Source organism: Streptomyces sp. SAI-127, from assembly GCF_029894425.1.
GTDB lineage: Bacteria > Actinomycetota > Actinomycetes > Streptomycetales > Streptomycetaceae > Streptomyces.
Window position 1 is genome coordinate 7,024,763 of the sequence record NZ_JARXYJ010000001.1, and the last position, 23,185, is coordinate 7,047,947.

At 69.5% G+C, this 23,185-nt stretch carries 13 protein-coding genes, 3 tRNA genes and 7 pseudogenes; 15 read left to right on the forward strand and 8 right to left on the reverse strand.

Translation table 11 applies throughout. The features are described 5' to 3' along the window. Positions 1 to 44 precede the first annotated feature (44 nt). The 4 genes from M2157_RS32320 (at position 45) to M2157_RS32335 (ending at position 6,079) form a co-directional block, all read left to right on the forward strand. The gene (locus M2157_RS32320) at positions 45 to 1,283 is read left to right on the forward strand and encodes a deoxyguanosinetriphosphate triphosphohydrolase (protein ID WP_280866951.1); all 1,239 of its coding nucleotides are present in this window, start codon (positions 45 to 47) and stop codon (positions 1,281 to 1,283) included. A gap of 155 nt (positions 1,284 to 1,438) precedes the next feature. Further along, positions 1,439 to 2,704 (forward strand): FAD-dependent oxidoreductase, encoded by a 1,266-nt coding sequence (locus M2157_RS32325; protein ID WP_280866952.1) that lies wholly within the window; start codon positions 1,439 to 1,441, stop codon positions 2,702 to 2,704. A 29-nt stretch (positions 2,705 to 2,733) separates the two neighbouring features. Continuing rightward, complete coding sequence (gene dnaG, locus M2157_RS32330) at positions 2,734 to 4,641, forward strand: DNA primase (protein ID WP_280866953.1); 1,908 nt, start codon at positions 2,734 to 2,736, stop codon at positions 4,639 to 4,641. 148 nt (positions 4,642 to 4,789) lie between these two features. Beyond that, complete coding sequence (locus M2157_RS32335; protein ID WP_280866954.1) at positions 4,790 to 6,079, forward strand: RNA polymerase sigma factor; 1,290 nt, start codon at positions 4,790 to 4,792, stop codon at positions 6,077 to 6,079. A 34-nt stretch (positions 6,080 to 6,113) separates the two neighbouring features. Here M2157_RS32335 and M2157_RS32340 read toward each other — a convergent pair whose 3' ends face one another. The 4 genes from M2157_RS32340 to M2157_RS32355 all read right to left on the reverse strand — a co-directional run bounded on the left by M2157_RS32340 (position 6,114) and on the right by M2157_RS32355 (position 11,834). After that, positions 6,114 to 8,042, reverse strand: a complete 1,929-nt coding sequence (locus M2157_RS32340) for an ABC transporter ATP-binding protein (RefSeq protein WP_280866955.1) — start codon at positions 8,040 to 8,042, stop codon at positions 6,114 to 6,116. Beyond that, the gene (locus M2157_RS32345) at positions 8,042 to 9,775 is read right to left on the reverse strand and encodes an ABC transporter ATP-binding protein (RefSeq protein WP_280857470.1); all 1,734 of its coding nucleotides are present in this window, start codon (positions 9,773 to 9,775) and stop codon (positions 8,042 to 8,044) included. Before M2157_RS32345 ends, M2157_RS32340 begins: the two co-directional genes overlap by 1 nt. Positions 9,776 to 9,944: 169 nt before the next feature. After that, complete coding sequence (locus M2157_RS32350) at positions 9,945 to 11,387, reverse strand: FGGY family carbohydrate kinase (RefSeq protein WP_280857469.1); 1,443 nt, start codon at positions 11,385 to 11,387, stop codon at positions 9,945 to 9,947. Between the two features lie 141 nt (positions 11,388 to 11,528). Continuing rightward, positions 11,529 to 11,834, reverse strand: a complete 306-nt coding sequence (locus tag M2157_RS32355; protein ID WP_280857468.1) for a YtxH domain-containing protein — start codon at positions 11,832 to 11,834, stop codon at positions 11,529 to 11,531. Positions 11,835 to 11,994: 160 nt separating this feature from the next. Here M2157_RS32355 and M2157_RS32360 point away from each other — a divergent pair. The 3 genes from M2157_RS32360 (at position 11,995) to M2157_RS32370 (ending at position 12,388) form a co-directional block, all read left to right on the forward strand. Beyond that, positions 11,995 to 12,067 (forward strand) — tRNA-Asn (locus tag M2157_RS32360). Positions 12,068 to 12,073: 6 nt separating this feature from the next. After that, positions 12,074 to 12,146, forward strand: a tRNA-Asn gene (locus M2157_RS32365). Positions 12,147 to 12,314: 168 nt separating this feature from the next. After that, positions 12,315 to 12,388: transfer RNA gene (locus tag M2157_RS32370), tRNA-Ile, on the forward strand. Positions 12,389 to 12,936: 548 nt separating this feature from the next. On the opposite strand, the pseudogene M2157_RS32375 reads toward M2157_RS32370, so the two are convergent. From M2157_RS32375 to M2157_RS32385, 3 genes and pseudogenes are all read right to left on the reverse strand, one after another. Then, a pseudogene (locus M2157_RS32375) lies at positions 12,937 to 13,204 on the reverse strand (transposase); the annotation flags it as partial. Positions 13,205 to 13,272: 68 nt separating this feature from the next. Next, positions 13,273 to 14,033 (reverse strand): annotated as a pseudogene (locus tag M2157_RS32380) (SDR family oxidoreductase). A gap of 16 nt (positions 14,034 to 14,049) precedes the next feature. Continuing rightward, positions 14,050 to 15,228 (reverse strand): phytanoyl-CoA dioxygenase family protein, encoded by a 1,179-nt coding sequence (locus M2157_RS32385; RefSeq protein WP_280866956.1) that lies wholly within the window; start codon positions 15,226 to 15,228, stop codon positions 14,050 to 14,052. Positions 15,229 to 15,337: 109 nt separating this feature from the next. Here M2157_RS32385 and M2157_RS32390 point away from each other — a divergent pair, with 109 nt between their 5' ends. Continuing rightward, positions 15,338 to 16,360 (forward strand): LacI family DNA-binding transcriptional regulator, encoded by a 1,023-nt coding sequence (locus M2157_RS32390; protein ID WP_280866957.1) that lies wholly within the window; start codon positions 15,338 to 15,340, stop codon positions 16,358 to 16,360. 461 nt (positions 16,361 to 16,821) lie between these two features. Here M2157_RS32390 and M2157_RS32395 read toward each other — a convergent pair whose 3' ends face one another. Then, positions 16,822 to 16,932 (reverse strand): SDR family oxidoreductase, encoded by a 111-nt coding sequence (locus M2157_RS32395; RefSeq protein WP_280868307.1) that lies wholly within the window; start codon positions 16,930 to 16,932, stop codon positions 16,822 to 16,824. A gap of 8 nt (positions 16,933 to 16,940) precedes the next feature. Here M2157_RS32395 and M2157_RS32400 point away from each other — a divergent pair. The 7 genes and pseudogenes from M2157_RS32400 to M2157_RS32430 form a co-directional block, all read left to right on the forward strand. Continuing rightward, a pseudogene (locus M2157_RS32400) lies at positions 16,941 to 17,441 on the forward strand (3-oxoacid CoA-transferase subunit B); the annotation flags it as partial. Next, positions 17,438 to 18,638 (forward strand): annotated as a pseudogene (locus tag M2157_RS32405) (thiolase family protein). The pseudogenes M2157_RS32400 and M2157_RS32405, both read left to right, overlap by 4 nt. Before the next feature lie 18 nt (positions 18,639 to 18,656). Next, a pseudogene (locus M2157_RS32410) lies at positions 18,657 to 18,764 on the forward strand (protocatechuate 3,4-dioxygenase subunit beta); the annotation flags it as partial. Positions 18,765 to 18,769: 5 nt separating this feature from the next. After that, positions 18,770 to 18,962: pseudogene (locus tag M2157_RS32415) on the forward strand (hypothetical protein); the annotation flags it as partial. An 830-nt stretch (positions 18,963 to 19,792) separates the two neighbouring features. Then, positions 19,793 to 20,059, forward strand: coding sequence for a hypothetical protein (locus M2157_RS49175; RefSeq protein WP_348541810.1), 267 nt, complete (start codon positions 19,793 to 19,795; stop codon positions 20,057 to 20,059). 528 nt (positions 20,060 to 20,587) lie between these two features. Then, positions 20,588 to 22,024, forward strand: coding sequence for a carboxylesterase family protein (locus M2157_RS32425; RefSeq protein WP_280866958.1), 1,437 nt, complete (start codon positions 20,588 to 20,590; stop codon positions 22,022 to 22,024). Positions 22,025 to 22,152: 128 nt separating this feature from the next. After that, positions 22,153 to 23,176: pseudogene (locus tag M2157_RS32430) on the forward strand (zinc-binding dehydrogenase). The last annotated feature ends 9 nt before the right edge of the window (positions 23,177 to 23,185 follow it).

Below are 23,185 nucleotides of genomic sequence, written 5' to 3' on the forward strand. Positions count from 1 at the left end.
AGACGTACAGGCGAATTGTCAGTCACTGCCCGTACTGTCGAGACATGCCGTACGACCTGCAGTCAACAGAACGCTGGGCCCCAGAACCCGATAAACGCCCCGGCCGCACCGCCTTCCAGCGCGACCGGGCCCGCATCCTCCACTCCGCCGCGCTCCGGAGGCTCGCCGGCAAGACGCAGGTCGTCACACCAGGAACCCGCAGTCACGCCTGGGACGCCAGCCCCCGCACCCGGCTCACCCACTCCCTGGAATGCGCCCAGGTCGGCCGTGAGCTCGGCGCGGCCCTCGGCTGTGACCCGGACCTGGTCGAGGCCGCCTGTCTGGCCCACGACCTCGGCCACCCCCCGTTCGGTCACAACGGCGAACAGGCGCTGAACGAGTTCGCCGACGACTGCGGAGGCTTCGAGGGCAACGCCCAGTCCCTGAGGCTCCTGACCCGCATCGAGCCCAAACGCTTCACCGACGAGGGATCGGTGGGACTGAACCTCACCAGAGCCACCCTCGACGCCGCCACCAAGTACCCCTGGCCGCGCGGAGCGCAGTCGCGGAAGTTCGGCGTCTACGAGGACGACCGCCCCGTCTTCGACTGGATCCGCAAGGACGCCCCGGGCACCCGCACCACCTTCGAGGCCCAGGTGATGGACTGGGCCGACGACGTGGCCTACTCGGTCCACGACGTCGAGGACGGCCTGCACGCGGGCCACATCGACCCCAACTACCTGCACGCCGAACCGGAACGCCGGGCCGTCTTCGAGGTGGCCCTCGGCAGGTACGTCGCCGCCGACACCGACCCGGCGGAACTAGCGGAAGCCCTCGACCGCCTCCAGGACCAGCCATGGTGGCCGCACGGCTACGACGGCTCGGCCGTCGCCCAGGCCCGCCTCAAGGACGCCACCAGCCAGCTCATCGGCCGCTTCTGCCTCTCCGCCGAAGCCGCCACGCGCGAGCGGTACGGCACCGGCAGACTCACGAGATACGACGCCGAACTCGTCGTACCGCACGGGACCCGCCTGGAGTGCGCGGTCCTCAAGGCCGTCGCCGACCGGTATGTCATGCAGCGCGCGGAGCAGGAGCGGCTGCGGGCCGACCAGCGGATCGTCGTCGCCGAACTGGCCGAGGTGCTCACCGTCCGCGCCCCGGACGGCCTCGAGCCCCAGTTCCACGCGCTGTTCGACGACGCGCCCGACGACCGCGCGCGCAAGCGGGTGATCGTCGACCAGATCGCGTCCCTCACCGACGCGTCCGCCCGTTCGCTTCACGCCCGTCTCACGGGTCACCTGTGATGCTTGCGGGACACAAGTTGTGTGGAGGAGACGGGAGTGACATGGATCGAGACCGAATGTGACCCTCCGTGGCCTGATCGGGCCACTCCCTCTTCCCCCATCACACTCCGTGCGGGACGCTCCCATGTGGCGGCACCCTTACGAGGAGGCATCAAGTGGTCGACGCGGATCAGACATTTGTCATCGTCGGAGGAGGTCTCGCCGGCGCGAAGGCGGCCGAGACACTCCGCACGGAGGGCTTCACCGGCCGCGTGATACTGATCTGCGACGAACGCGACCACCCCTACGAGCGCCCGCCGCTCTCCAAGGGCTACCTCCTCGGCAAGGAGGAGCGCGACAGCGTCTTCGTCCACGAACCCGCCTGGTACGCGCGCAACGACATCGAGCTGCACCTCGGCGAGACCGTGGACGCCATCGACCGTGCGGCGAAGACGGTCCGCTTCGGCGAGGACGGCACCGTCGTCCGCTACGACAAGCTGCTGCTGGCGACGGGCGCGGAGCCGCGCCGGCTGGACATCCCGGGGACCGATCTCGCGGGCGTCCATCACCTGCGCCGCCTCGCCCACGCCGAGCGCCTCAAGGGTGTCCTGGCCACCCTGGGCAGGGACAACGGTCACCTTGTGATCGCCGGCGCCGGCTGGATCGGCCTGGAGGTCGCGGCGGCGGCCCGGGAGTACGGCGCCGAGGTCACCGTCGTCGAGCCCCTGTCGACCCCCCTGTACTCGGTCCTCGGCCCCGAGCTCGGCAACCTCTTCGCCGAGCTGCACCGCGAGCGTGGTGTCCGCTTCCACTTCGGGGCCAGACTGACGGAGATCGTCGGGCAGGACGGCATGGTCCTCGCGGCCCGTACCGACGACGGCGAGGAGCATCCCGCGCACGACGTCCTCGCGGCGGTCGGCGCGGCCCCCCGCGTCGCTCTCGCGGAGGCGGCCGGGCTCGAACTGGCGGACCGGGCGCACGGCGGCGGTGTCGCCGTGGACGCACAACTGCGCACCTCCGACCCGGACATCTACGCGGCGGGCGACGTGGCCTCCTTCCACCACGCCCTCTTCGGCAACCGGCTGCGGGTCGAGCACTGGGCCAACGCGCTCAACGGCGGCCCTGCGGCGGCGCGAGCGATGCTGGGCCGCCAGGTGACGTACGACCGGGTGCCCTACTTCTTCTCCGACCAGTACGACCTGGGAATGGAGTACAGCGGCTGGGCACCCCCGGGCTCGTACGACGAAGTGGTGATCCGGGGAGACGCCGGGAAGCGGGAGTTCATCGCCTTCTGGGTGAAGCAGGGCCGTGTGCTGGCCGGGATGAACGTCAACGTGTGGGACGTCACAGAGCCGATTCAGGGACTGATCCGATCCAGGGCTCAGGTGGACACGGAGGCACTGGCGGACCCGCACGTTCCCCTCGTCAGCCTCGTCCCGTAGGTGTCAGTACCTCCCCGTAGACTTCACGCGTGGCAGGACGGATCAACGACGAGGACGTGAAGGCGGTACGGGACGCGGTCCCGATCGACGCCGTGGTGTCCGAGTACCTCCAGCTGCGCAACGCGGGCGGTGGCAACCTCAAGGGCCTGTGTCCCTTCCACGACGAGAAGTCGCCGTCCTTCCAGGTCAGTCCGAGCAAGGGCCTCTTCCACTGCTTCGGCTGCCAGGAGGGCGGCGACACCATCACATTCGTGATGAAGGTCGACCACCTCTCCTTCTCCGAGGCGGTCGAGCGCCTGGCGGGCCAGGCCGGCATCACCCTGCGGTACGAGGAGGGCGGCTACAACCCCTCCCACCAGCGCGGCGAGCGCATCCGCCTGGTCGAGGCCCACAAGATCGCCGCCGACTGGTACATGGAGCAGCTGGCCACCGGCCCGGAGGCCGACACCGGCCGCCAGTTCCTCGCCGAGCGCGGCTTCGACCAGGCCGCCGCCGCGCACTTCTCCGTCGGCTACAGCCCCCAGGGCTGGGACCACCTCACCCGCTTCCTGCGCGGCAAGGGCTTCACCGACAAGGAGCTCCTGCTCTCCGGTCTCTCCCAGGAAGGCCGCCGCGGCCCCATCGACCGCTTCCGCGGCCGTCTGATGTGGCCCATCCGCGACATCGGCGGAGACGTCGTCGGCTTCGGCGCACGCAAGCTCTACGAGGCGGACAACGGCCCCAAGTACCTCAACACGCCCGACACGGCGATCTACCGGAAGTCCCAGGTCCTCTACGGCATCGACCTCGCGAAGAAGGACATCGCCAAGGCGTCCCGCGCGGTCGTCGTCGAGGGCTACACCGACGTCATGGCCTGCCACCTCGCCGGCGTGACGACCGCGATCGCGACCTGCGGCACGGCCTTCGGCGGCGACCACATCAAGATCCTGCGCCGGCTGCTGATGGACAACGGCTCGGCCCGCGTGATCTTCACCTTCGACGGCGACGCGGCCGGCCAGAAAGCGGCCCTGCGCGCCTTCGAGGACGACCAGAAGTTCGCAGCCGAGACCTACATCGCGATCGCCCCCGACGGCATGGACCCCTGCGAGCTGCGCCTCGCCAAGGGCGACGAGGCGGTCGCCGACCTGGCCGAACCCCGCACCCCGCTCTTCGAGTTCGCGCTGCGCCAGATCGTCGTCCGCTACGACCTCGACACCCCCGCCGGCCGCGCCGCGGCCCTCGACGAGGCCGCCCCGATCGTCGCCCGCATCAAGAACAGCGGCGCCCAGCACGAGGTCGCCGTCCAGCTCGCCGGCATGCTCGGCATCCTCGACACCCAGTTCGTGGTCAAGAGGGTGGCCCAGCTGGCCCGTTGGTCCCGCGACCGCGGCGGCAGGGGCCCGGCCCCCTCGGGACGCGGCCCGCAGCAGCCGTCGTACGACGGAGCCCACCGCCCCGCCGTCTCCGGCCCCGCCCTGACCCTGCGCAACCCCGTCTACGCCACCGAGCGCGAGCTGCTCAAGCTCGCCCTGCAGCGCCCCGAGCTGGTCTCCCCGGCCTTCGACGCGTACGGCATCGACGAGTTCACCGCCCCGCCCTACGCCGCCGTACGCCAGGCCATCATGGACGCGGGCGGCGCGGAGTACGGCGTCCAGGACTCCCAGGACTACCTCGTCCGGGTCCGCGAGGCCGCCCCCGATGACGCGGTCCGCGCCATGGTCACGGAGCTGGCCGTCGAGGCGATCATGCGGCGCACGGTCGACGAGAACTACGCCGGCGAACAGCTCGTCACGGTCCGCCGCCGCGCCGTCGACCGCCGCATCCAGGAGATCCAGGGCACCCTGATCCGCCTCGGCTCCGGCGGCGACCCGGCCCACCTGGCCGCCGTACAGAACGAGGTGTGGGTACTCCAGCAGTACGGCCAGGCACTGCGGGAGCGCGGCGCGGCCGCTCTCTAGCGCCGGTTCCCGTACGCCTTTCAAGTGGTTTCACGGCCGTTGGCCCGCGTACTCGTAAGGCAAAGTAACCAGGCGGTCACGGACCGGACTCAAAAAGTCCCCGCACGCCCCTCGTGGCGGCGATGTGTCGTACTCCACACTGGGTCCGGTGCCTGAGTCCTCGGAGCGCGGCCGATCCGCCCCCAGCGGGTCCCAGACCCCCGCGGTTCCGCTCATCGCGTACGGGACGGACAGCGGCGAGGCCGCCGACTCCGCCCCCGAAGTACCGCTGCCGCACTCCATGGCAGCGATCATCCTGGAGGTCGCCCCCGTGCAGACCCAGACCCTGACACAGACCGAGAACGGTACGGACGACACGACAGAGCAGGACGCCGAGACCGACGTACTCGTCGCGGTGCCCCCGCAGAGCCGTGTCGCGCACCACCCCGAGGCGGAGCCGGACACCCCGCCCGCGGAAGCCCTCGACAACGTGGAGACCGAGCCGGTCGAACCGCCCGAGCCGCCCCGCGCCCGCGCCGACACCGGCGGCCCGTCCTCGGACCTGTTCCGCCAGTACCTGCGGGAGATCGGCCGCATCCCGCTGCTCACCGCGGCCGAGGAGGTCGACCTCGCCCGCCGGGTCGAGGCCGGCCTGTTCGCCGAGGAGAAACTGAGCAACGCCCCCGACCTGGACAGCCAGTTGGCGCTCGACCTGGATCGTCTGGTCGTGCTGGGCCGCATGGCCAAGCGCCGCCTCATCGAGGCGAACCTGCGTCTCGTCGTGTCCGTCGCGAAACGGTACGTCGGCCGCGGCCTGACCATGCTCGACCTGGTTCAGGAGGGAAACCTGGGCCTGATCCGGGCCGTCGAGAAGTTCGACTACGCCCGCGGCTACAAGTTCTCCACCTACGCCACCTGGTGGATCCGCCAGGCCATGTCCCGGGCCCTCGCCGACCAGGCCCGGACGATCCGAGTCCCGGTCCACGTCGTCGAGTTGATCAACCGGGTCGTGCGCGTCCAACGCCGCATGCTCCAGGAGCGCGGCTACGAACCGACCCCGGAAGAGGTCGCGGCCCACCTCGACCTCGCCCCCGAACGCGTCAGCGAGGTCCTGCGCCTGGCCCAGGAACCGGTGTCGTTGCACGCGCCGGTCGGCGAGGAGGACGACGTGGCCCTCGGCGACCTCATCGAGGACGGCGACGCCGCCTCGCCGGTCGAGTCGGCGGCGTTCCTGCTGCTCAGGGAGCACCTGGAGGCGGTGCTGTCGACCCTGGGCGAACGTGAGCGCAAGGTCGTCCAACTCCGGTACGGCCTGGCCGACGGGCGGCCGCGCACACTGGAGGAGATCGGCCGCATCTTCGGCGTGACGCGGGAGCGGATACGGCAGATCGAGTCCAAGACGCTGAACAAGCTGCGGGATCACGCTTTTGCGGATCAGCTCCGGGGCTACCTGGACTGAGGAAAGGGGGCCGTTTCGCCACGGCCCCCTTCAGCTAGTCCACCTCGGCCACCGCCTGCGCGAACTGTGCCGTGTACAGCCGCGCGTACGCCCCGTCCGCCGCCAACAGGTCCGTGTGCGTGCCCTGTTCGACGATCGAGCCGTTCTCCATCACCAGGATGGTGTCCGCGTCCCGGATCGTCGAGAGGCGGTGGGCGATGACGAACGACGTGCGGCCGTGGGCCAGTTTCGCCATCGCCTTCTGGATCAGGACCTCCGTGCGGGTGTCCACCGACGAGGTGGCCTCGTCCAGCACCAGGATCACCGGGTCCGACAGGAACGCCCGGGCGATGGTGATGAGCTGCTTCTCACCCGCGCTCACCCCGCTGCCCTCGTCGTCGATCACGGTGTCGTAGCCGTCGGGGAGGGTCCGGATGAACCGGTCCGCGTGGGCCGCCCGGGCCGCCTCCTCGATCTCGCCGCGGGTGACCTCGCGCGAGGCGCCGTACGCGATGTTCTCCGCGATCGTGCCGCCGAAGAGCCAGGTGTCCTGGAGCACCATGCCGATCCCGGCGCGCAGGTCGTCCCGGGACATGCGGGCGATGTCCACGCCGTCGAGGGTGATCCGCCCGCCCGAGACGTCGTAGAACCGCATGAGCAGGTTGACCAGGGTGGTCTTTCCGGCTCCCGTCGGACCGACGATCGCGACCGTGTGTCCCGGTTCGACCTTCAGCGAGAGGTCCTCGATGAGCGGCTTCTCGGGGTCGTAGCGGAAGGAGACATGCTCCAGAGCGACCCGCCCGCGCAGTTCCTCGGGCCTCGCGCTCGACACCGGATCCGCCTCCTGCTCCTCCGCGTCCAGGAGTTCGAAGATCCGCTCGGCCGAGGCGACACCCGACTGCACGAGGTTCGCCATCGACGCGACCTGCGTGAGCGGCATCGAGAACTGCCGGGAGTACTGGATGAAGGCCTGCACGTCACCGATGGACAGCGAGCCGGACGCGACCCGCAGCCCGCCGACGACCGCCACCAGCACGTAGTTGAGGTTCGAGACGAACATCATCAGCGGCTGCATGACCCCGCTGTTGAACTGCGCCTTGAACCCGGCCTCGTACAGCGCGTCGTTCTGCTCGGCGAACTGCGCGGCCGACTCGTCCTGGCGGCCGAACACCTTCACCAGGGTGTGCCCGGTGTACATCTCCTCGATGTGGGCGTTGAGCTTGCCCGTGGTGCGCCACTGCTGCACGAAGTGCGGCTGCGAGCGCTTGCCCACGCGCGTGGCGACGACGAACGACAGCGGCACGGTGACCAGCGCGACCAGGGCCAGCAGCCAGGACACCCAGAACATCATCGCGAGCACACCGATGATGGTGAGCAGCGAGTTGATGAGCTGGCCCATCGACTGCTGGAGGGTCTGGCCGATGTTGTCGATGTCGTTGGTGGCCCGGGACAGGACCTCGCCGCGCTGGCGCTTGTCGAAGTACGACAGCGGCAGCCGCGACAGCTTCGTCTGCACGTCCTCGCGCATCCGGAACATCGTGCGGTTGACGGTCCGGTTGACCAGCCGCGTCGCCACCGCCATCAGCAGCCCCGCGATGAGGAACACCCCGACCGCGAACAGCAGCACATGCCCTACGGCGGTGAAGTCGATGCCCTCGCCGGGCGTGAAGTCGGTGCTGCGGAGCATGTCGGCGACCTGACCTTCGCCGCGTTCCCGCATCGACGCGAGGACCTCCGCCTTGCTGGCGCCGGAGGGCATCTGCCGTCCGATGATGCCCGCGAAGACCAGGTCGGTGGCCTCGCCGAGGATCTTCGGCCCGACCACGTTGAGGCCGACGCTCAGCACGACGCAGAACAACATCGCGTAGAGCGTCAGCCGCTCCGGCTTGAACTGGGCGAGCAGCCGCCTGCCGGACACCTTGAAGTCGATCGACCGGTTCTCGGGACCGGTGCCGGCCATCATGCGCCCCATGGGCCCGGCCATCAGGCAGCCTCCGCTTCCGTGAGCTGGGAGAGCACGATCTCCCGGTAGGTCTCGTTGTCCGCCATCAGCTCGCGGTGGGTACCAGTGCCGACGACCCGGCCCTCGTCGAGGACGACGATCCGGTCGGCGTCGCGGATGGTGGCCACCCGCTGCGCGACGATCACGACGGTCGCCTCCGAGGTCTCCTCGGCGAGCGCCGCGCGAAGGGCCGCGTCGGTCGCGTAGTCGAGGGCGGAGAAGGAGTCGTCGAAGAGGTAGATCTCCGGCCGCTGCACGAGCGTGCGCGCGATGGCGAGCCGCTGCCGCTGACCACCGGAGACGTTGGTGCCGCCCTGCGCGATGGGGGAGTCAAGGCCGTTCTCCAGCCCGGAGACGAAGTCCTTGGCCTGCGCCACCTCCAGCGCGTGCCACAGCTCCTCGTCCGTGGCGTCCGGGTTGCCGTAGCGAAGGTTCGTGGCGACCGTGCCCGCGAAGAGATACGGCTTCTGCGGCACGAGCCCCACGGTCTTGGCCAGCAGCACGGGGTCGACCTCGGCGACGGCCACCCCGTCGACGAGCACCTCGCCGTCGGTCGCGTCGAACAGCCGGGGAACCAGCCCGAGCAGCGTGGACTTGCCGCTGCCGGTCGAGCCGATCACGGCGGTCACTTCGCCGGGCCGGGCCACCAGGTCGATCGACTTGAGCACCGGCTCCTCGGCGCCCGGGTAGCGGAAGCCCGCGCCCCGGATCTCCAGATGCCCGTGCCGCCGCAGCTCGCGGACGGGGGCCAGGGGAGGCACCACGCTGGAGGAGGTGTCGAGGACCTCCTGGACGCGCTCGGCGCACACCTCCGCGCGCGGCACCATCATGAACATGAAGGTGGCCATCATCACGGACATGACGATCTGCATCAGATAGGCGAGGAACGCGGTCAGATCACCGATCTGCATCCCGCCGCTGTCGATCCGGTGGGCACCGAACCACACCACCGCGATCGAGGACAGGTTCACCGTCGTCATGACCACGGGGAACATCAGCGCGAGCAGGTTGCCGGTCTTGAGGGAGATCTCCGTCAGGTCGCTGTTCGCCTTCCGGAAACGGTCCTCCTCGTACGCGTCGCGCACGAACGCCCGGATGACCCGGTTGCCGGTGATCTGCTCGCGCAGCACCCGGTTCACCGTGTCGAGACGCACCTGCATGGACCGGAACAGGGGCCGCAGCCGCCGTACGATCAACGTCACGCAGATGCCCAGCGTCGGCACCACGGCCACCAGCACCCCGGACAGCGGCACGTCCAGGCCGAGCGCCAGCACGATGCCGCCCACGCACATGATGGGCGCCGACACCAGCAGCGTGAACGTCATCAGGGCCAGCATCTGGACCTGCTGCACGTCATTGGTCGTACGGGTGATCAGCGTGGGCGCCCCGAACTGGCCGACCTCGCGCGCCGAGAACGACTGCACCCGGTCGAAGACCGCCGCCCGCAGGTCCCGGCCGAGCGCGGAGGCGGTCCGGGCGCCGTAGAACACGGCCCCGATGTTGCACACCACCTGCGCCAGCGAGATGCCGATCATCACGGCGCCGTAGCTCAGGATGTAACCGGTGTCTCCGTTCACGACGCCGTGGTCGATGATGTCCGCGTTCAGCGTGGGCAGGTAGAGGGTGGCGCAGGTCTGCAGGAACTGCAGCAGCACCAGGATGGTGATGGCTTTCTTGTAGGGCCTGAGATAGGTCCGCAGAAGTCGTATGAGCACGCTACGTCTCTCGGAGTCGGCGACGGGGCGGGTGGTTGCCCCTGGCCCCTATCGTCGAACACTCCACCCGTGTTACCTCAACCGATTAAGCCGACAGCAGTGCTTCGTACGGCCTTCCGGGTCCTCGTGGGCCCGGACTCCTACCGGACTCTTACGTTCCGCGACTTGCCTACCGGAACGCGCCCGGGTAGGTCTGCTCCCGCACGGACACGTACTGCTGCCGCACCGCCTGCCCCACCGCCAGCTCCTCGCCGGGCTCCAGAACCTGCGCGGCCGGGCCCTGCCACATCGGCGGGGTACGCGGATCGAGCGTGCCCTGCGAGACCCCGAGCGCCCAGGCCGCCTGCCGGGCGGCACCGATCGCCGCGTAGTCCGCGGGCTGCGGCACGACGACCTGCGCGCCGAACAGCGCGGGCGCGGCGGCCTGTACGGCGGACAGCTCGGCGGCGGCTCCCAGCAGGAAGACCCGCCGCACCTCGACACCGCGGCCGCGCAGCACGTCGAGCGCGTCGGCGAGCCCGCACAGCATGCCCTCGAACGCGGCCCGCGCCAGGTGCTCCGGCTTCATCGACTCCCGCCGCAGCCCGCTCAGCGTCCCCGCGGTGTGCGGCAGGTTCGGCGTCCGCTCACCTTCCAGATAGGGCAGCAGTACGAGCCCGTGGGCCCCCGGCGTCGACTTCATCGCCAGCTCGGACAGGCTCTCCAGGTCGTTCAGCCCGAGCATCTCGGCGGCCCCGCGCAGGGTCCGTACGGCGTTCAGGGTGGTGACGACGGGCAGGTGCATGCCGGTCGCGTCGGCCAGGGAGGTGATCATCCCGCTGTTGTCGACGAGGGCCTCGGGGTGCACGGCCATCACGGACCCGGAGGCGCCCAGCGACACCACGGCGTCGCCGAGACCGATCCCGAGACCGAAGGCGGCGGCCATGGTCTCACCGGTCCCGGCGGAGATCAGCAGCCCCTCCGGGGTCGTACCGGCCGCGTCCGAGGGCCCGATCACCTCGGGGAGCATCGCCTGGTGACCCAGGGCCAGTTCGACAAGGTCGGAGCGGTAGGCGCCGGTGGCCGCGGACCAGTAGCCGGTGCCGGAGGCGCCGCCGCGGTCGGTGGTCCTCCTGACCGGCCGGCCGAGGAGCTGCCACACCAGCCAGTCGTGCGCCTGGAGGAGCACGGCGGTGCGCAGAGCGGCGTCGGGCTCGGTCTTGTTCAGCCAGCGCAGTTTGGTGACGGGCTGCGCCGCCTGCGGCACACACCCCACCGCCTGGGCCCACGCCTCGCGCCCGCCGAGCGCGTCGACGAGGTCGGCCGCGGCGACCTGCGCGCGCTTGTCGCCGCCGGCCATGGCGGGACGGACGGTGTTGCCCTGGGCGTCGAGGGGCACGACGGCGTTCTGCTGCGACGACACGCCGATGGCCTGCACGCCCTCGAGGAGACCGCCGCCGGCGGCTTCACCGAGGGAGAGGAGCCACGCCTGGGGATCGACGTCGGATGCGCGGCCGCCGCCCTCCACCGGGTGCGGGGCATACCCCTGCTTGAGCACGGCACCGGTGTCTGCGTCGCAGACGACGATGCGAGTGAAATCGGGTGAGCTGTCCAACCCGGCGACTATCCCCATGGCGCAAATTCTATGGGCGTAGCGTCGTGGCGGCGCGCACGGATTCGCGGGCCCGGAACCGTCACGACCGGTCGTGTCCTGCGACGGAGCCGCGGGGCGCCATGGCCCCGCGGCTCTGGGTGGTATGCGTCACTGTCGGCTTCAAGTGCTGCTGGTGCCCCAGTCGTCCTCCGGCGCACCGTTCGTGTTGCGGTCCCGGAGCGAGCGCACCCGCTGGGTCACGGACTCCGGGACCCGGTCGCCGACCTTGTCGCTGACCGCGTGGTAGGCCTTGCCGGCGAACTGGCGGCCCTGCTGGGCCGCCGTCTCCGCGGTGTTGCGGACGGCGGGGTTCTGGGAAACCTGGCGGGCGGACTTCTTCAGCTGTTCGTAGCGCTCGCGCCCGGCACGGGTGCCCAGCACGTAACCCAGAGTCAGTCCGACCACGAACGTGAGCTTGTAGCGCATGGCGGCCACCCTTCTCCCTTGTGTAGGTCTCCGGTGCGATGTCGGTGTCGGGGGAACCGATTGGCGGAGCACCCCCCTGCTTGCGCTAATGTATGTGTCGCAGCGAGCGCCCGCCCCCTGGCGAATACCCAGGGAGGTACGTTCGATGCAAACGAGGCGATCCTCCGTAGCTCAATTGGCAGAGCAGCCGGCTGTTAACCGGCAGGTTACTGGTTCGAGTCCAGTCGGGGGAGCTTCGATCTTCCGTAGCTCAATTGGCAGAGCAGCCGGCTGTTAACCGGCAGGTTACTGGTTCGAGTCCAGTCGGGAGAGCAGGAAGAAGGAGGACCCCGATGGGGTCCTTTTTCATGTCCGCCGCAACCGTGCAGGTCACGGCGTAGTCCTCAAGGGCAGGCGAAGTCGCCCCTGCGAGGCAGGAGATCGTATGAGCGGCTATGCTGCGGCAGACGGCGCGCACGCATGTACGCGACACGCCGCTATGGGGCGGTAGCTCAGCCGGTTAGAGCAGCGGACTCATAATCCGTCGGCCGTGGGTTCGAGTCCCACCCGCCCCACTGTGCAGGCTTCTGACCTGCGGAAACGTTCATTTTTGGGTGTCGGATCGTCAACTTCGCCTGAACGGACTGAATCCGCTGCTCGCGAGTTCGGCCTCGTTGTCGGTGTCGGTAGTGCGGATGCCGCTGACCTGCGCGGATGTTCCAGTTCGCAGCGGTTGAACTTGCGGTACATGGCTCCTGCGGCTGGGTGGGCACTGGATTCTGGACGCTGGCTGGACGCAGGGAAACCGGAAGTGGCCGCTCCGGTGCTGAGTCATCCACTCTGCCCAGGGGTGTAGCGGAGTCGGCGCGGTGTGGTGGCAACTGGCCTCGCCTGGATCGTGCCGTTGCCGACGTGGCCGGTCGGAGTAGGGGAGAAACGGCCCGTACTGAAAACGGCCCCAGATCGCACCACGGAGTCGCCCCCCGTGCCTCACGGTTTCGGTGGGGCATGTAAGCCGAGGGTTGCCGGCGTGCCCCGTTCGGTTGCTCTGACTACGGACTGCCGGAAGCTGACCTTGTTCGGGTGACAGGTGTGGTCACGCGGCCTGGAGGGCCGGTGTGGTCGTGACGGTCTCGAATATGGCGACCGCGTCGTCCAGCACGGTGGAGTCCAGCGCCCGGCGGTGCTTGCCCTTGAGGACGCCGGTGGCCTTCACGACCTCGCGCACGGCCTCGAAGATTGCGGTTGGGGCGGGCGGAACGGGCCAGCCGGCGGCGGAAGTAGGCCAGCAGTGACGGATCGAACGCCGTGTCGTGAAGGCCCAGCCCACATCCTGCCTTCCACCGCAGATCGCACCGCAGTTCCTGGGCCGTCTCGAAGTCCGATAGTCCCGCTCCGCCCGAACGCGTTACTCCAGGCAATCGCGCACCAAGTTGTTAGCCCGGCGAAGGGAGGCGGTTCACTCCTGGCCGCCGAAGACGTTTTGGTCCCAGTCGATGACCGAGCCGGTCACCACACCGCTGCGGTCGGAGAACAGGAAGGCGACGAAGTCGGCGATCTCGTCGACCTGTCCGAGTTTGCCCATGGGCTGGGATGCGGCGGCCTTCTCCCGCCAGTCGTCCCCCGCGCCGTGGAAGGCTCGCTGGGTCGCGTCCTCGCCCTCGGTGTCCGTCCAGCCGATGTTGAGGCCGTTGACGCGGATGCGGTCCCAGCGGTGGGCGTGGGCGGCGTTGCGGGTCAGTCCGGCCAGCCCGGCCTTGGCCGCGGAGTAGGGGCCAAGTAGGGCGGTCCGCCATGGGCGCAGTTGGAGCCGATGTTGACGATGGTGCCCGGCGCTAGGCGGGCCTTCATGTCGGCCACTGCTGCCTGCATTGCGAAGAAGGGCGCCCGCAGGTTGATCGCCATGTGTTGGTCGAACAGCTCCGGCGTGGTGTCCAGGAGCGAGCCGCGTGACGTCAGCCCGGCCGCGTTGACCAGGCAGTCGACGCGGCCGCGTGCGTCCACGGTCCGTGCGGCGGAGGCGCCTGCCTGCGCCGGATCGGCGAGGTCCGCCTGCACGAAAAGCGCACCCGTGTCCGCGGCGAGCTTCTCGCCCACCTCGACCCGGCGGCCGGTGAAGACGACGGTCGCGCCCTCCCTCACAGCAGCCCGCACGATGCCGGCCCCGACGCCCTGGCTGCCACCGTTGACCAGAACGATCTTGTCCTGAAGAAGTGCCATGAATGCTGTGACCCTTTCAGCCGCGGCGGCGCTCGGCGCCGGCCTGCAGTTCCTGGCGAAGTCGGTCGCGGGTCCAGCCCTCGGTTACGGCTTGCCAGACGGTGTCAGCCTGGGAGGGCGGTGCGAGACCTCCGACCGGGGGGTCGAGGTCCAGGTTGGTGGGGAAGGGGTAGCCGTCAGCAGTGGCGGCGACCACGCGGCGAAGCCAGTCCTGCGAAACCCCCTCGGCCTTGCGGCGCAGCAGCACCGGGAAGAGCGCGTTCGCCATCGCCTCGCGGTCCACTGTCTCCATGGCGCGGCCGAATGCGGAGGAGATCTGCAGCAGGTTGGCCATGCGCCGGATGGCGTTCGAGCGGTTGTGTCCGGCGGCGTGGAAGAGCGCGGGGTTGAAGAAGGCCGCATCGCCCTTGGCCAAGGGGAGCTGGACATGGTGGGCGTCGAAGTACTCGACGAACTGCGGGAGTCGCCAGGCGAGGTAGCCGGGTTCGTACTTCTGCGAGTGCGGCAGGTAGAGCGTCGGTCCGGACTCGACGGGCATGTCGCAGTGGGCGACGGCGCCCTGGAGGGTGAGCACGGGCGACAGGCGGTGGACATGCGCCGGATAGGCCGCAGCGCGTTCCTGGGTGAGGAAACCGAGGTGGTAGTCGCGGTGCACGCTTTGCGCGGCGCCGCCCGGGTTGACGACGTTGACCTGGGAGGTCACCTGGTAGGCAGGGCCCAGCCAGGCCTCGGAGATCAGCGCCAGCATGTCGTTGGCGTAGTAGTCGGCGAACACCTCGGGGGACCGTACGGCCACCTTGTCCAGTGCATTCCAGACCCGGTCGTTGGCGCCCGGCTTGGCGAAGTGATCGCCGCGGGCGGTGCCGCCAGCGCGCTCCTCCTCAATCAGCGCGGTGAAGGCCTCGGAAGCCCGGTCCACGACCGTCGCATCGGGGAAGGCGCCCTTGAGGACCACGATGCCGGGTCCGTCGAGGAGCGCCCGGATCAGCTCGGTCTGTACCTCGCGTCGGCCGTCGGCGGTGGCCGTAAGGCTACGGAGCCGGTCGCTGTCGTAGAGGGGAACATTCTGCTCAACTCGCTCGGCCAGAGGGTGGTCGGCCGGGTCGGTGTCCTGCTCGACGAGCAAGCGGAACGCGTCGAGATCGCAGTCGTCCTCGGTCAGCCAAGTCCGTGATCGCGCAGCGGTGAGGGACATGCGGGGTCCTTTCGCGGTGCCTGCATTTCTGCCAGTCTTGAGGGATCACGCCCATCAATCAATCCTCTGAAATAAATCAAAAGTCCATCATCGTCTTCAGGGAACCGTCATGCGCCACCCCTACCCCATCAGGGAAATCGCCCGGCAGGCCGGACTGAGCACCGCGACGGTCGACCGGGTCCTCAACAACCGGGGCAGCGTCACCGAAAGCACGACCAGGGAAGTGCATCAAGCGATCAAAGACCTGGACCGTCAGCAGACCCAGGTCCGCATCGGGGGCCACACCTTCATGATCGACATCGTGATGCAGGCACCAGAGCGGTTCTCCGCCGCCGTACGCGAGGCACTCGAGGCCGAAATGCCTGCCCTGCACCCCGCCGTCGTCCGCTCACGTTTCCACTTCCGCGAGACCTGCCCGCCCGACGAGATGACCGGCATCCTCGACAAGATCGCCAAGCGTGGCACGCAGGGCGTGATCCTCAAGGCTCCCGACGTGCCTGAGGTCGCCGCCGCCGTAGGGCGACTGTCCGCGGCCGGCATCCCTGTGGTCACCCTGGTGACAGACCTTCCCCACAGCGCGCGCCTGGCCTACGTCGGCATCGACAACCGCGCGGCAGGCGCCACCGCCGCCTACCTCCTCGAACAGTGGCTCGGCGACCGCCCCGGCAATGTGCTCACCACCATCAGCCGGGGCTCCTTCCGAGGCGAGGAGGAACGCGAAATGGGATTCCGCAGCGCGATGCGCCTCGCGCAGCCCAGACGTTCTCTCGTGGAGGTCACCGACAGCGACGGTCTGGACGCCACCCAGCGCGACCTGGTGCTCGAGGCTCTCAAGCGTGACGAGGACATCGTCGCGGTCTACTCGATGGGAGGGGGCAACTTCGCCACGCTGGACGCCTTCGACGCGCTGGGCAGGCCGTGTGCCGTCTTCATCGCCCACGATCTCGATCACGACAACATCAGTCTCCTGCGCGAGCGCCGCCTCTCTGCGGTGCTCCACCACGACCTGCCCCAGGACGTCCGCCGCGCTTGCCAGACCATCATGCGCGCCCACAAGGCACTGCCGGACGACGGCCAGCCCCCGCCCTCGGCGATCCAGGTGGTCACGCCGCTCAACCTGCCGCCCGTGTGACGGCCGCATCGTTCCTCGGATGAAACCGCTGGCGCCGCCAGAACTCGGTAGTGGGTGCCACGGAGCCCTGCGCAGTTCGCGGCGGCCCGGCTGCCATGCGGCAAGGGCCTCGGGGTCGTCGAAGACCATCACAGTGGCCGTCACACCGAAGCGCGTATCCGTGAGTGAGCAGCCTTCAGGCTGTCAGGGCAACGTCACTGGTGAATGAGGTGTGTGGGCTGTCCGGCGACAGCCGTACAGACGCGGTCTGAGGTCTTCATAGCGCAGCCGGGGCAGTGGGCGGCGGAGCAGGTGGTGGCGCGGCAGCGTGCCAGTGAGGCCGGTAAGCGGGCTCGACCTCACCAAGGGCATTCGGTCGCCAGTGTCAGGGAGGGACAGTCGGTCGATCTACAACACCACGGTGGCTTGGAAGAGTTGGACGACAGCCTCCGACACATGTGTTGGGGACGGGCCTTGTCCGGTCATGGCGTTGTGTACCCCCCGTCCACCATGTACTGCGCCCCGGTCACGTAGGACGCCTCGTCGCTGGCCAGGAAGAGGATGACGTTGGCGACCTCGCCGGGTTGCCCGATCCGTCCGCGGCATCCTGGGCACCGGCCCCTACCCCACCGAGGACCAGGTCGACCCCGACCTGATCAACGCGGGCAAGGAGACCGTCACCGTGCTGCCGGGGGCGTCCTTCTTCGACTCGGCGCTGTCCTTCGGGATGATCCGGGGCGGGCACATCGACGTCGCCGTACTGGGCGCCATGCAGGTGTCCGAGACCGGCGACCTGGCCAACTGGGCCGTCCCGGGCAAGATGATCACCGGGATCGGCGGGGCGATGGACCTGGTCCACGGCGCCCGCACGGTCATCGTGGTGATGACCCACACCGCCAAGGACGGCTCGCCGAAGATCCTCGCCGAGTGCGCGCTGCCGCTGACCGGCAAGGCGTGCGTGAACCGGATCATCACCGACCTCGGCGTCCTGGACGTCACCGAGGACGGCCTGGTCCTCGTCGAGACCGCGCCCGGGGTGAGCGTCGAGGAGATCACCGCCAGGACCGACGCCAAGCTGACCGTCACGGAGGGCCTGAAGTGAAGAACGTCTACATCGTCGACGCGGTCCGCACACCGGTCGGCCGCTACAACGGCGGCCTCTCCTCGGTGCGCCCGGACGACCTGGGAGCCCACGCGATCCGTGAACTGCTCGGCCGTACACCCGACTTGGACCCGGCCCGGATCGAGGACGTCTACTTCGGCAACGCCAACGGCGCCGGCGAGGAGAACCGCAACGTCGGCCGTATGGCCGCGCTGCTGGCCGGACTGCTGACCAGCGTGCCCGGCGTGACGGTCAACCGCCTGTGCGCCTCCGGCCTCGAAGCCGTGATCCAGGCGGCCCGCGCGATCGCTCTCGGGGACGCCTCCTCGCCGTGGCCGGTGGCGTGGGGTCCATGACGCGGGCGCCGTACGTGCTGCCCAAGTCCGACAAGCCCTTCCCCGCCGCCCACACCGACCTGTACTCGACCACGCTGGGCTGGTGCATGGTCAACCCGCGGATGGAACCGCAGTGGACGATCCCGCTCGGCGAGTCGGCCGAGCTGATCGCCGAAAAGCACAAGATCACGCGTGAGCAGCAGGACGAGTTCGCGCTGGCCAGTCACCGCAAGGCGGCCGAGGCCCAGGAAGCGGGGCTGTTCGACGCCGAGCTCGCGCCGGTGCCGGTCCCGCAGCGCAAGGGCGAGCCGGTCTTGTTCGGTGCCGACGAATGTGTACGGGCGGATGCCTCACTGGAGGCGATGGCGAAGCTCAAAGCCGTCGTTCCGCAAGGACGCCGGCACGGTCACCCCAGGCAACGCCTCACCTCTCAACGATGGGGCCGCCGCCCTGCTGCTCGTCGACGACGACGGCCTTGCCGCGACCGGTCGCGAGCCGCTGGCCCGGATCTCCGCGACCGGGGTCAACGCCCTCGACCCGCACTACTTCGGGCTCGCCCCCGTGGAGGCCGTCAACCGGGCACTCGCCAAGGCGGGCAAGGGATTTGACGATCTGTCAGTACTGGAACTGAACGAGGCCTTCGCCGCCCAGGTGCTCGGCTGCGTGGCCGAGTTGCCCGAGTTCGAGCCGGCGATCCTCAACCCGCAGGGCGGCGCGATCGCGCTGGGCCACCCGCTGGGTGCCTACGGCCCACCTGGCCGGCACGGTCGCCCATCAACTCGCCCGCAGGGGCGGCGGGGTGGGCGTGGCCACGCTGTGCATCGGAGTGGGCCAGGGTCTCGCTCTCGTCCTCGAACGTTAACGAAACGCAGGAAGCCTCATGACTCTCACCCAGCACGACATCGACCAGGAGATCGCCGCCGAGCACGCCGCCTACGAGAAGCGGCTCGCCGACGGCGCCCCCGTCGAGCACCAGCCCCGCCGGGACTAAGCGCCCTACCGTTCCTCGGTGCTGCGGCACCCGAAGCAGCCGCCGATCACCATCGAGGGCCCGTCGCCCCAAGGCTCCGGCCTGCGCCGCGCTTCTCTCCCGGCTGACCGACGCCCTCCTTCCGATCGGCCCCGACCGCCCGCTGGACGTGGACGTACGCCTGGCAGCCGAACTGCTCGACCGGGTGTCAGGTGAGGTCTGAATCTCTCCGCTCAATGCATGGGTCTCGGCGCTTTGAGCGGGGTTGCTCGCGGGTGCACAGGATTGCGGTCGCTGCGCGTCCGAAGGGCAATCCGCTGGGCATGGTTGTGTGACTCCGGCCTCCAGCTGGGGAAAGGAACGCGTTCTGGACGCAGGTTGGACACAAGGATCGGAAAAGACTGACAAGGACTGAGGAGGGGTGAGGTGCCAAACCCCTTCTGAGCTGGGAAAACTGCCAAGATTGGCATTGATCGGCAAGGGTCGCCAAGATCCTCAAAGGACTCATAATCCGTCGGCCGTGGGTTCGAGTCCCACCCGCCCCACCATGCACCCCTGTGACCTGCGGAAACGTCTCATCTGGGGTGCGGATTCAGGGCGTTGGTCCATGGGGCTGAATCCGCTGCTCGTGAGTTCGACTCCGCTGCCATCAGCGTTAGTTGAGGTCGCTCTGACCTGCGCAGACGTGTCGGCCCACGGCTGGAGGATGGCGTCGTGGGTGGGCTGTGCGAGCGTCTGGACGTCACATCTGGACGCTGGCTGGACGCGAGGATCCGGAAGTGGTGCCCAGGGACCTTCGAGTGGGCGGGCCTGCCGGGTCGGCGGGGCACGGACGCAGTCCGAATGGCGTGCGGTCCGAATTGGGAGGCGAAAACAGCCCGTACTGGAAACGGCCCAGAGAGGACCGACAGGCGGGGCGGGAGCGGCCGGGCTGCGCGGCTCCCGCACATACAGCCGCCGGTCTTCCTGCTCATCCCCTTCCTCCCGGGGCAGCGACGCCTCCCGCTGAGGCGAGACGTGGTCCGCTGCCCAGGGCCGCCGAGCGCGTGCTGCTGGTGATCGCCGACGACGTGACGTGGCTCGACAAGGCCGACGCGGCCGTCGTCGGGTTCGTCGTACGGCGTGTCACGGACGCTCCGATGTCGAGCACGACCTTGCCCGACAGCGCGGCGGCGGGAAAGCTCCCGATAGGGAGCCGGCGGGATGCTCACCACGACCCGGTCACCGGCGTGGGCCGCCTCCTCGGGTGTCGCGGCGCGGGCTCGCCGGCCGAGCTCGGCCAGCGTCTGGGGACCGCGGGATGTGGACAGTAGGACGTCGGCCGACGGCGATCGCGAGCCGGGCGAGCTTCGTGACGAACGACGGCCTGCTGCGCCCCGATCTCACCGCCGAGGATCTGGTTCTGTTTCAGCGGCTCCCTGAGCCAGGTCGCCCTGACGACCGGCGACAGTCACCCGGGCCAGGGGCGCCGCCTCCTGCGCATCTCCCTCGACCGCCTCAGCCAGCCGCAACACCGCACCCCTACGAGTCTCGGTGACAGGGAGTACAACTCTCACCGCAGCGGGCGCTGTTCGCGCGAAGACGCCGGATCAAGAAGAGGAGACCGACCTCTTGCGCGAGGTCGCTGGCTCCGTTCGCCGACGATCCGGCCGTCAGCCAGCTAGGAGAAGTTCACGGCCTGCACCGGGATCTTGTTCCCGAAGTGTCACCTGCTGACCACCAGGTGACCGCCACTCGCCGGGCGCTTCGTCGGATCCCAGGAAACGATGGGAGACGTCACCGCTCGCAACCAGCCACGACACGCCGCGCGAAACACCCGAACCGCGCTGGAAGGACATGTCATGACCGCGACCGCGCCCAAGGCTCCGACTGCACCAGGGGTGCGGTCCTGGTGGGGGATCCCGTACGCCACCGCCGAGCGGTACCGTCGCCCCGTGGTCGCGGATTTCGATCCGGAACGCCCCTATGACCGCAAGGGCGTTGTCTCTGTCCAGCCCGACAGCGGCGATTGGCTCGAAGCGGACAGCGGGATGGGCGAGGACTGCCTGAACCTGAACGTGTGGGCTCCCGAGCAGCCGGCCGACAAGACGCTCCCGGTGACCGTGTACATCCACGGCGGCGGATTCGAGTTCGGCGCGAACACCCAGATCACCTCGAACGCCGCCGGTCTCGCCGCGTCCGGGCGCGTGGTGAGCGTGTCCGTCAACTACCGGCTCGGCGCCCTGGGCGCGCTCTCGCTCTCCCAGTACGGCGGGCGGCTCGCCGAGGCCAGCAACCTCTTCCTGCAGGACATCATCGCCGCGCTGACCTGGGTCAAGCGGAACATCGCCCACTTCGGCGGCGACCCCGACAACGTCACCGTCTACGGCCATAGCGCTGGCGCCTACTCCACCTTCGGGCTGCTCGGAGCTGCCTCCGCCGACGGCCTGTACCGGCGCCTGGCCGGGTTCTCCGGCGGGCCCGCCCGCAGCATCCCGGCCTGGTGGGCCGAGGAGCTCGCGCACCTGTTCGTCACCGAACTCGGCGTGGCGGACAACCCGGAGAAGCTGCTCGACCTCGACGCGGTCTCCCTGAGGGACGCCCTGCGCAAGGTCGCCCCGACGGACCTCGGAGTCCGCGGCGGGGTGGACAACAAGGCCACCGGCGTCGTCCTGGACATCGGGCAGCCCGGCGCGGTGGTGCACGCCCATCCCATGGACGTCCTGGCCTCGGGCGCGCACCGCGATGTCGACGTGCTGCTGAGCATGGCGAGTGACGACATGGGGTGGTGGGTGGCGAACGACCTCGAACGGTTCGACCCGCACACCCTCGACGGCGTCGTCGACGAGGTCGCGGGGTGGCGTATTTCCCGCTCCCGTGCGCAGAAGATCGTCGACGTCTACGACCAGGGCGGCCGTACCCCGGTCGAGGTCCGCGCCGCGGTCATGGCGGACTACCTCTTCGCGCTCCCGGCCGCCCGCGGCGCCCTGGCGCACGCCGCCGCGGGCGGCAACGCCCAACTCCTGATGATCGGGCCCGCCGAGGGCGCGCCCGCCGTGCACGGCAGCGAGATGTACGCCCTCGTCGGGCAGGAACAGCCGGGCCGCAGCGCCGAACAGGCCGAGCGTGACACACGGATCCGCGACATCGTGCTCGACTTCGCCACCGGCGAGCAGTCCCGTCTGTGGCCCGCCGTCACGGACGAACCCACCTCGGGAAGCGTCGGCAACCCGCCCTTCGAGGCCACCGCCCACTACCAGCAGGCCCTCGGCCTGTGGGAGGGCATCGACCGCCCCTGACGGTCGTCGGGCGATCCCGAGATGCGCAACGGCGCAGGGTCACCACTGACTGATGACCCGGGCACCTGTGCCTGGAGCCCGGCTCCGCCTTCACATTCCCGGCAGACGAACACAACAAGGAGCTCGGCATGAGCCAACCGACAGCAACCGGCGGCGCCGCAACGGCGACGATGCGGGCCGTCGTCGTCACCCGGCCCGGCGGCCTCGACGCACTGGAGATCGAGGACGTGCCGGTGCCCGTCCGCAAGCCCGGCTGGGTGCGGATCAAGGTGAAGGCGTTCGGCGTCAACGAGTCCGAGGTAACCACCCGCAAGGGTGAGTCGGACGCGGTGGTCACCTACCCGCGCGTGCCCGGCATCGAGGGCGTCGGCGTGGTCGACGAGGCCGACGAGGACAGCGGGCTGCGGCCAGGACAGCAGGTGGCCACGATGATGGGCGGCATGGGCCGCTCGTACGACGGCGCGTACGCCCAGTACGTCACCGTCCCCGCCGGGCAGGTCATCCCGTTCGAGACCAGCCTGCCGTGGGACGTCGTCGGCGCGCTGCCCGAGATGTTCCAGACCGCTTACGGATCCCTGACCCGCGGCCTGGACCTCAAAGCCGGGCAGACGCTGCTGATCCGCGGCGGCACCTCCACGGTCGGGCTGAGCGCGGCCACCATCGCGAAGGACCTCGGCGCCACCGTCATCTCCACCACCCGCAGCCCCGGCCCGGGCCGGGGAACTGCGGGCCGCGGGCGTCGACCACCCCCTCGTCGACAACGGCACCCTCGCCGACCAGGTGCGCGAGCTGATCCCAGACGGCGTCGACGCCGCCCTGGAACTGGTCGGCTGCTCGGTCCTCCCCGACACCCTCCGCACCGTCCGTCGGCACGGCACCGTCTGCTTCACCGGAGCCCTGGCAGGCCAGTGGTCCATCCCGGACTTCACCCCGTTCATGATCCCCTTCGGGGTACGCCTGACCTCCTACGGCGGTCAGGCCAGCGACCTCCCGGCCGACGTCTTCGCCCACCAGCTCCAGGCCATCGCCGCCGGACGCCTCAACGTCCCGGTCGCGAAGGTCTACCACGGCCTGGAACAAGTCCGAGACGCCCAGGCCGACCTCGAATCCGGTACCACGCCGGGCAAGCACGTCGTCGTCCTGGACGACTGAAAGAAACAC

What these genes read in the sequence shown, in the direction of transcription:
- M2157_RS32320 (WP_280866951.1), top strand. Translation starts at nt 45, where the DNA reads ATGCCGTACGACCTGCAGTCAACAGAACGCTGGGCCCCAGAACCCGAT.
- M2157_RS32340 (WP_280866955.1), bottom strand. Translation starts at nt 8,042, where the DNA reads ATGGCCGGGCCCATGGGGCGCATGATGGCCGGCACCGGTCCCGAGAAC.
- M2157_RS32350 (WP_280857469.1), bottom strand. Translation starts at nt 11,387, where the DNA reads ATGGGGATAGTCGCCGGGTTGGACAGCTCACCCGATTTCACTCGCATC.
- M2157_RS32355 (WP_280857468.1), bottom strand. Translation starts at nt 11,834, where the DNA reads ATGCGCTACAAGCTCACGTTCGTGGTCGGACTGACTCTGGGTTACGTG.
- M2157_RS32385 (WP_280866956.1), bottom strand. Translation starts at nt 15,228, where the DNA reads ATGTCCCTCACCGCTGCGCGATCACGGACTTGGCTGACCGAGGACGAC.
- M2157_RS32390 (WP_280866957.1), top strand. Translation starts at nt 15,338, where the DNA reads ATGCGCCACCCCTACCCCATCAGGGAAATCGCCCGGCAGGCCGGACTG.
- M2157_RS32425 (WP_280866958.1), top strand. Translation starts at nt 20,588, where the DNA reads ATGACCGCGACCGCGCCCAAGGCTCCGACTGCACCAGGGGTGCGGTCC.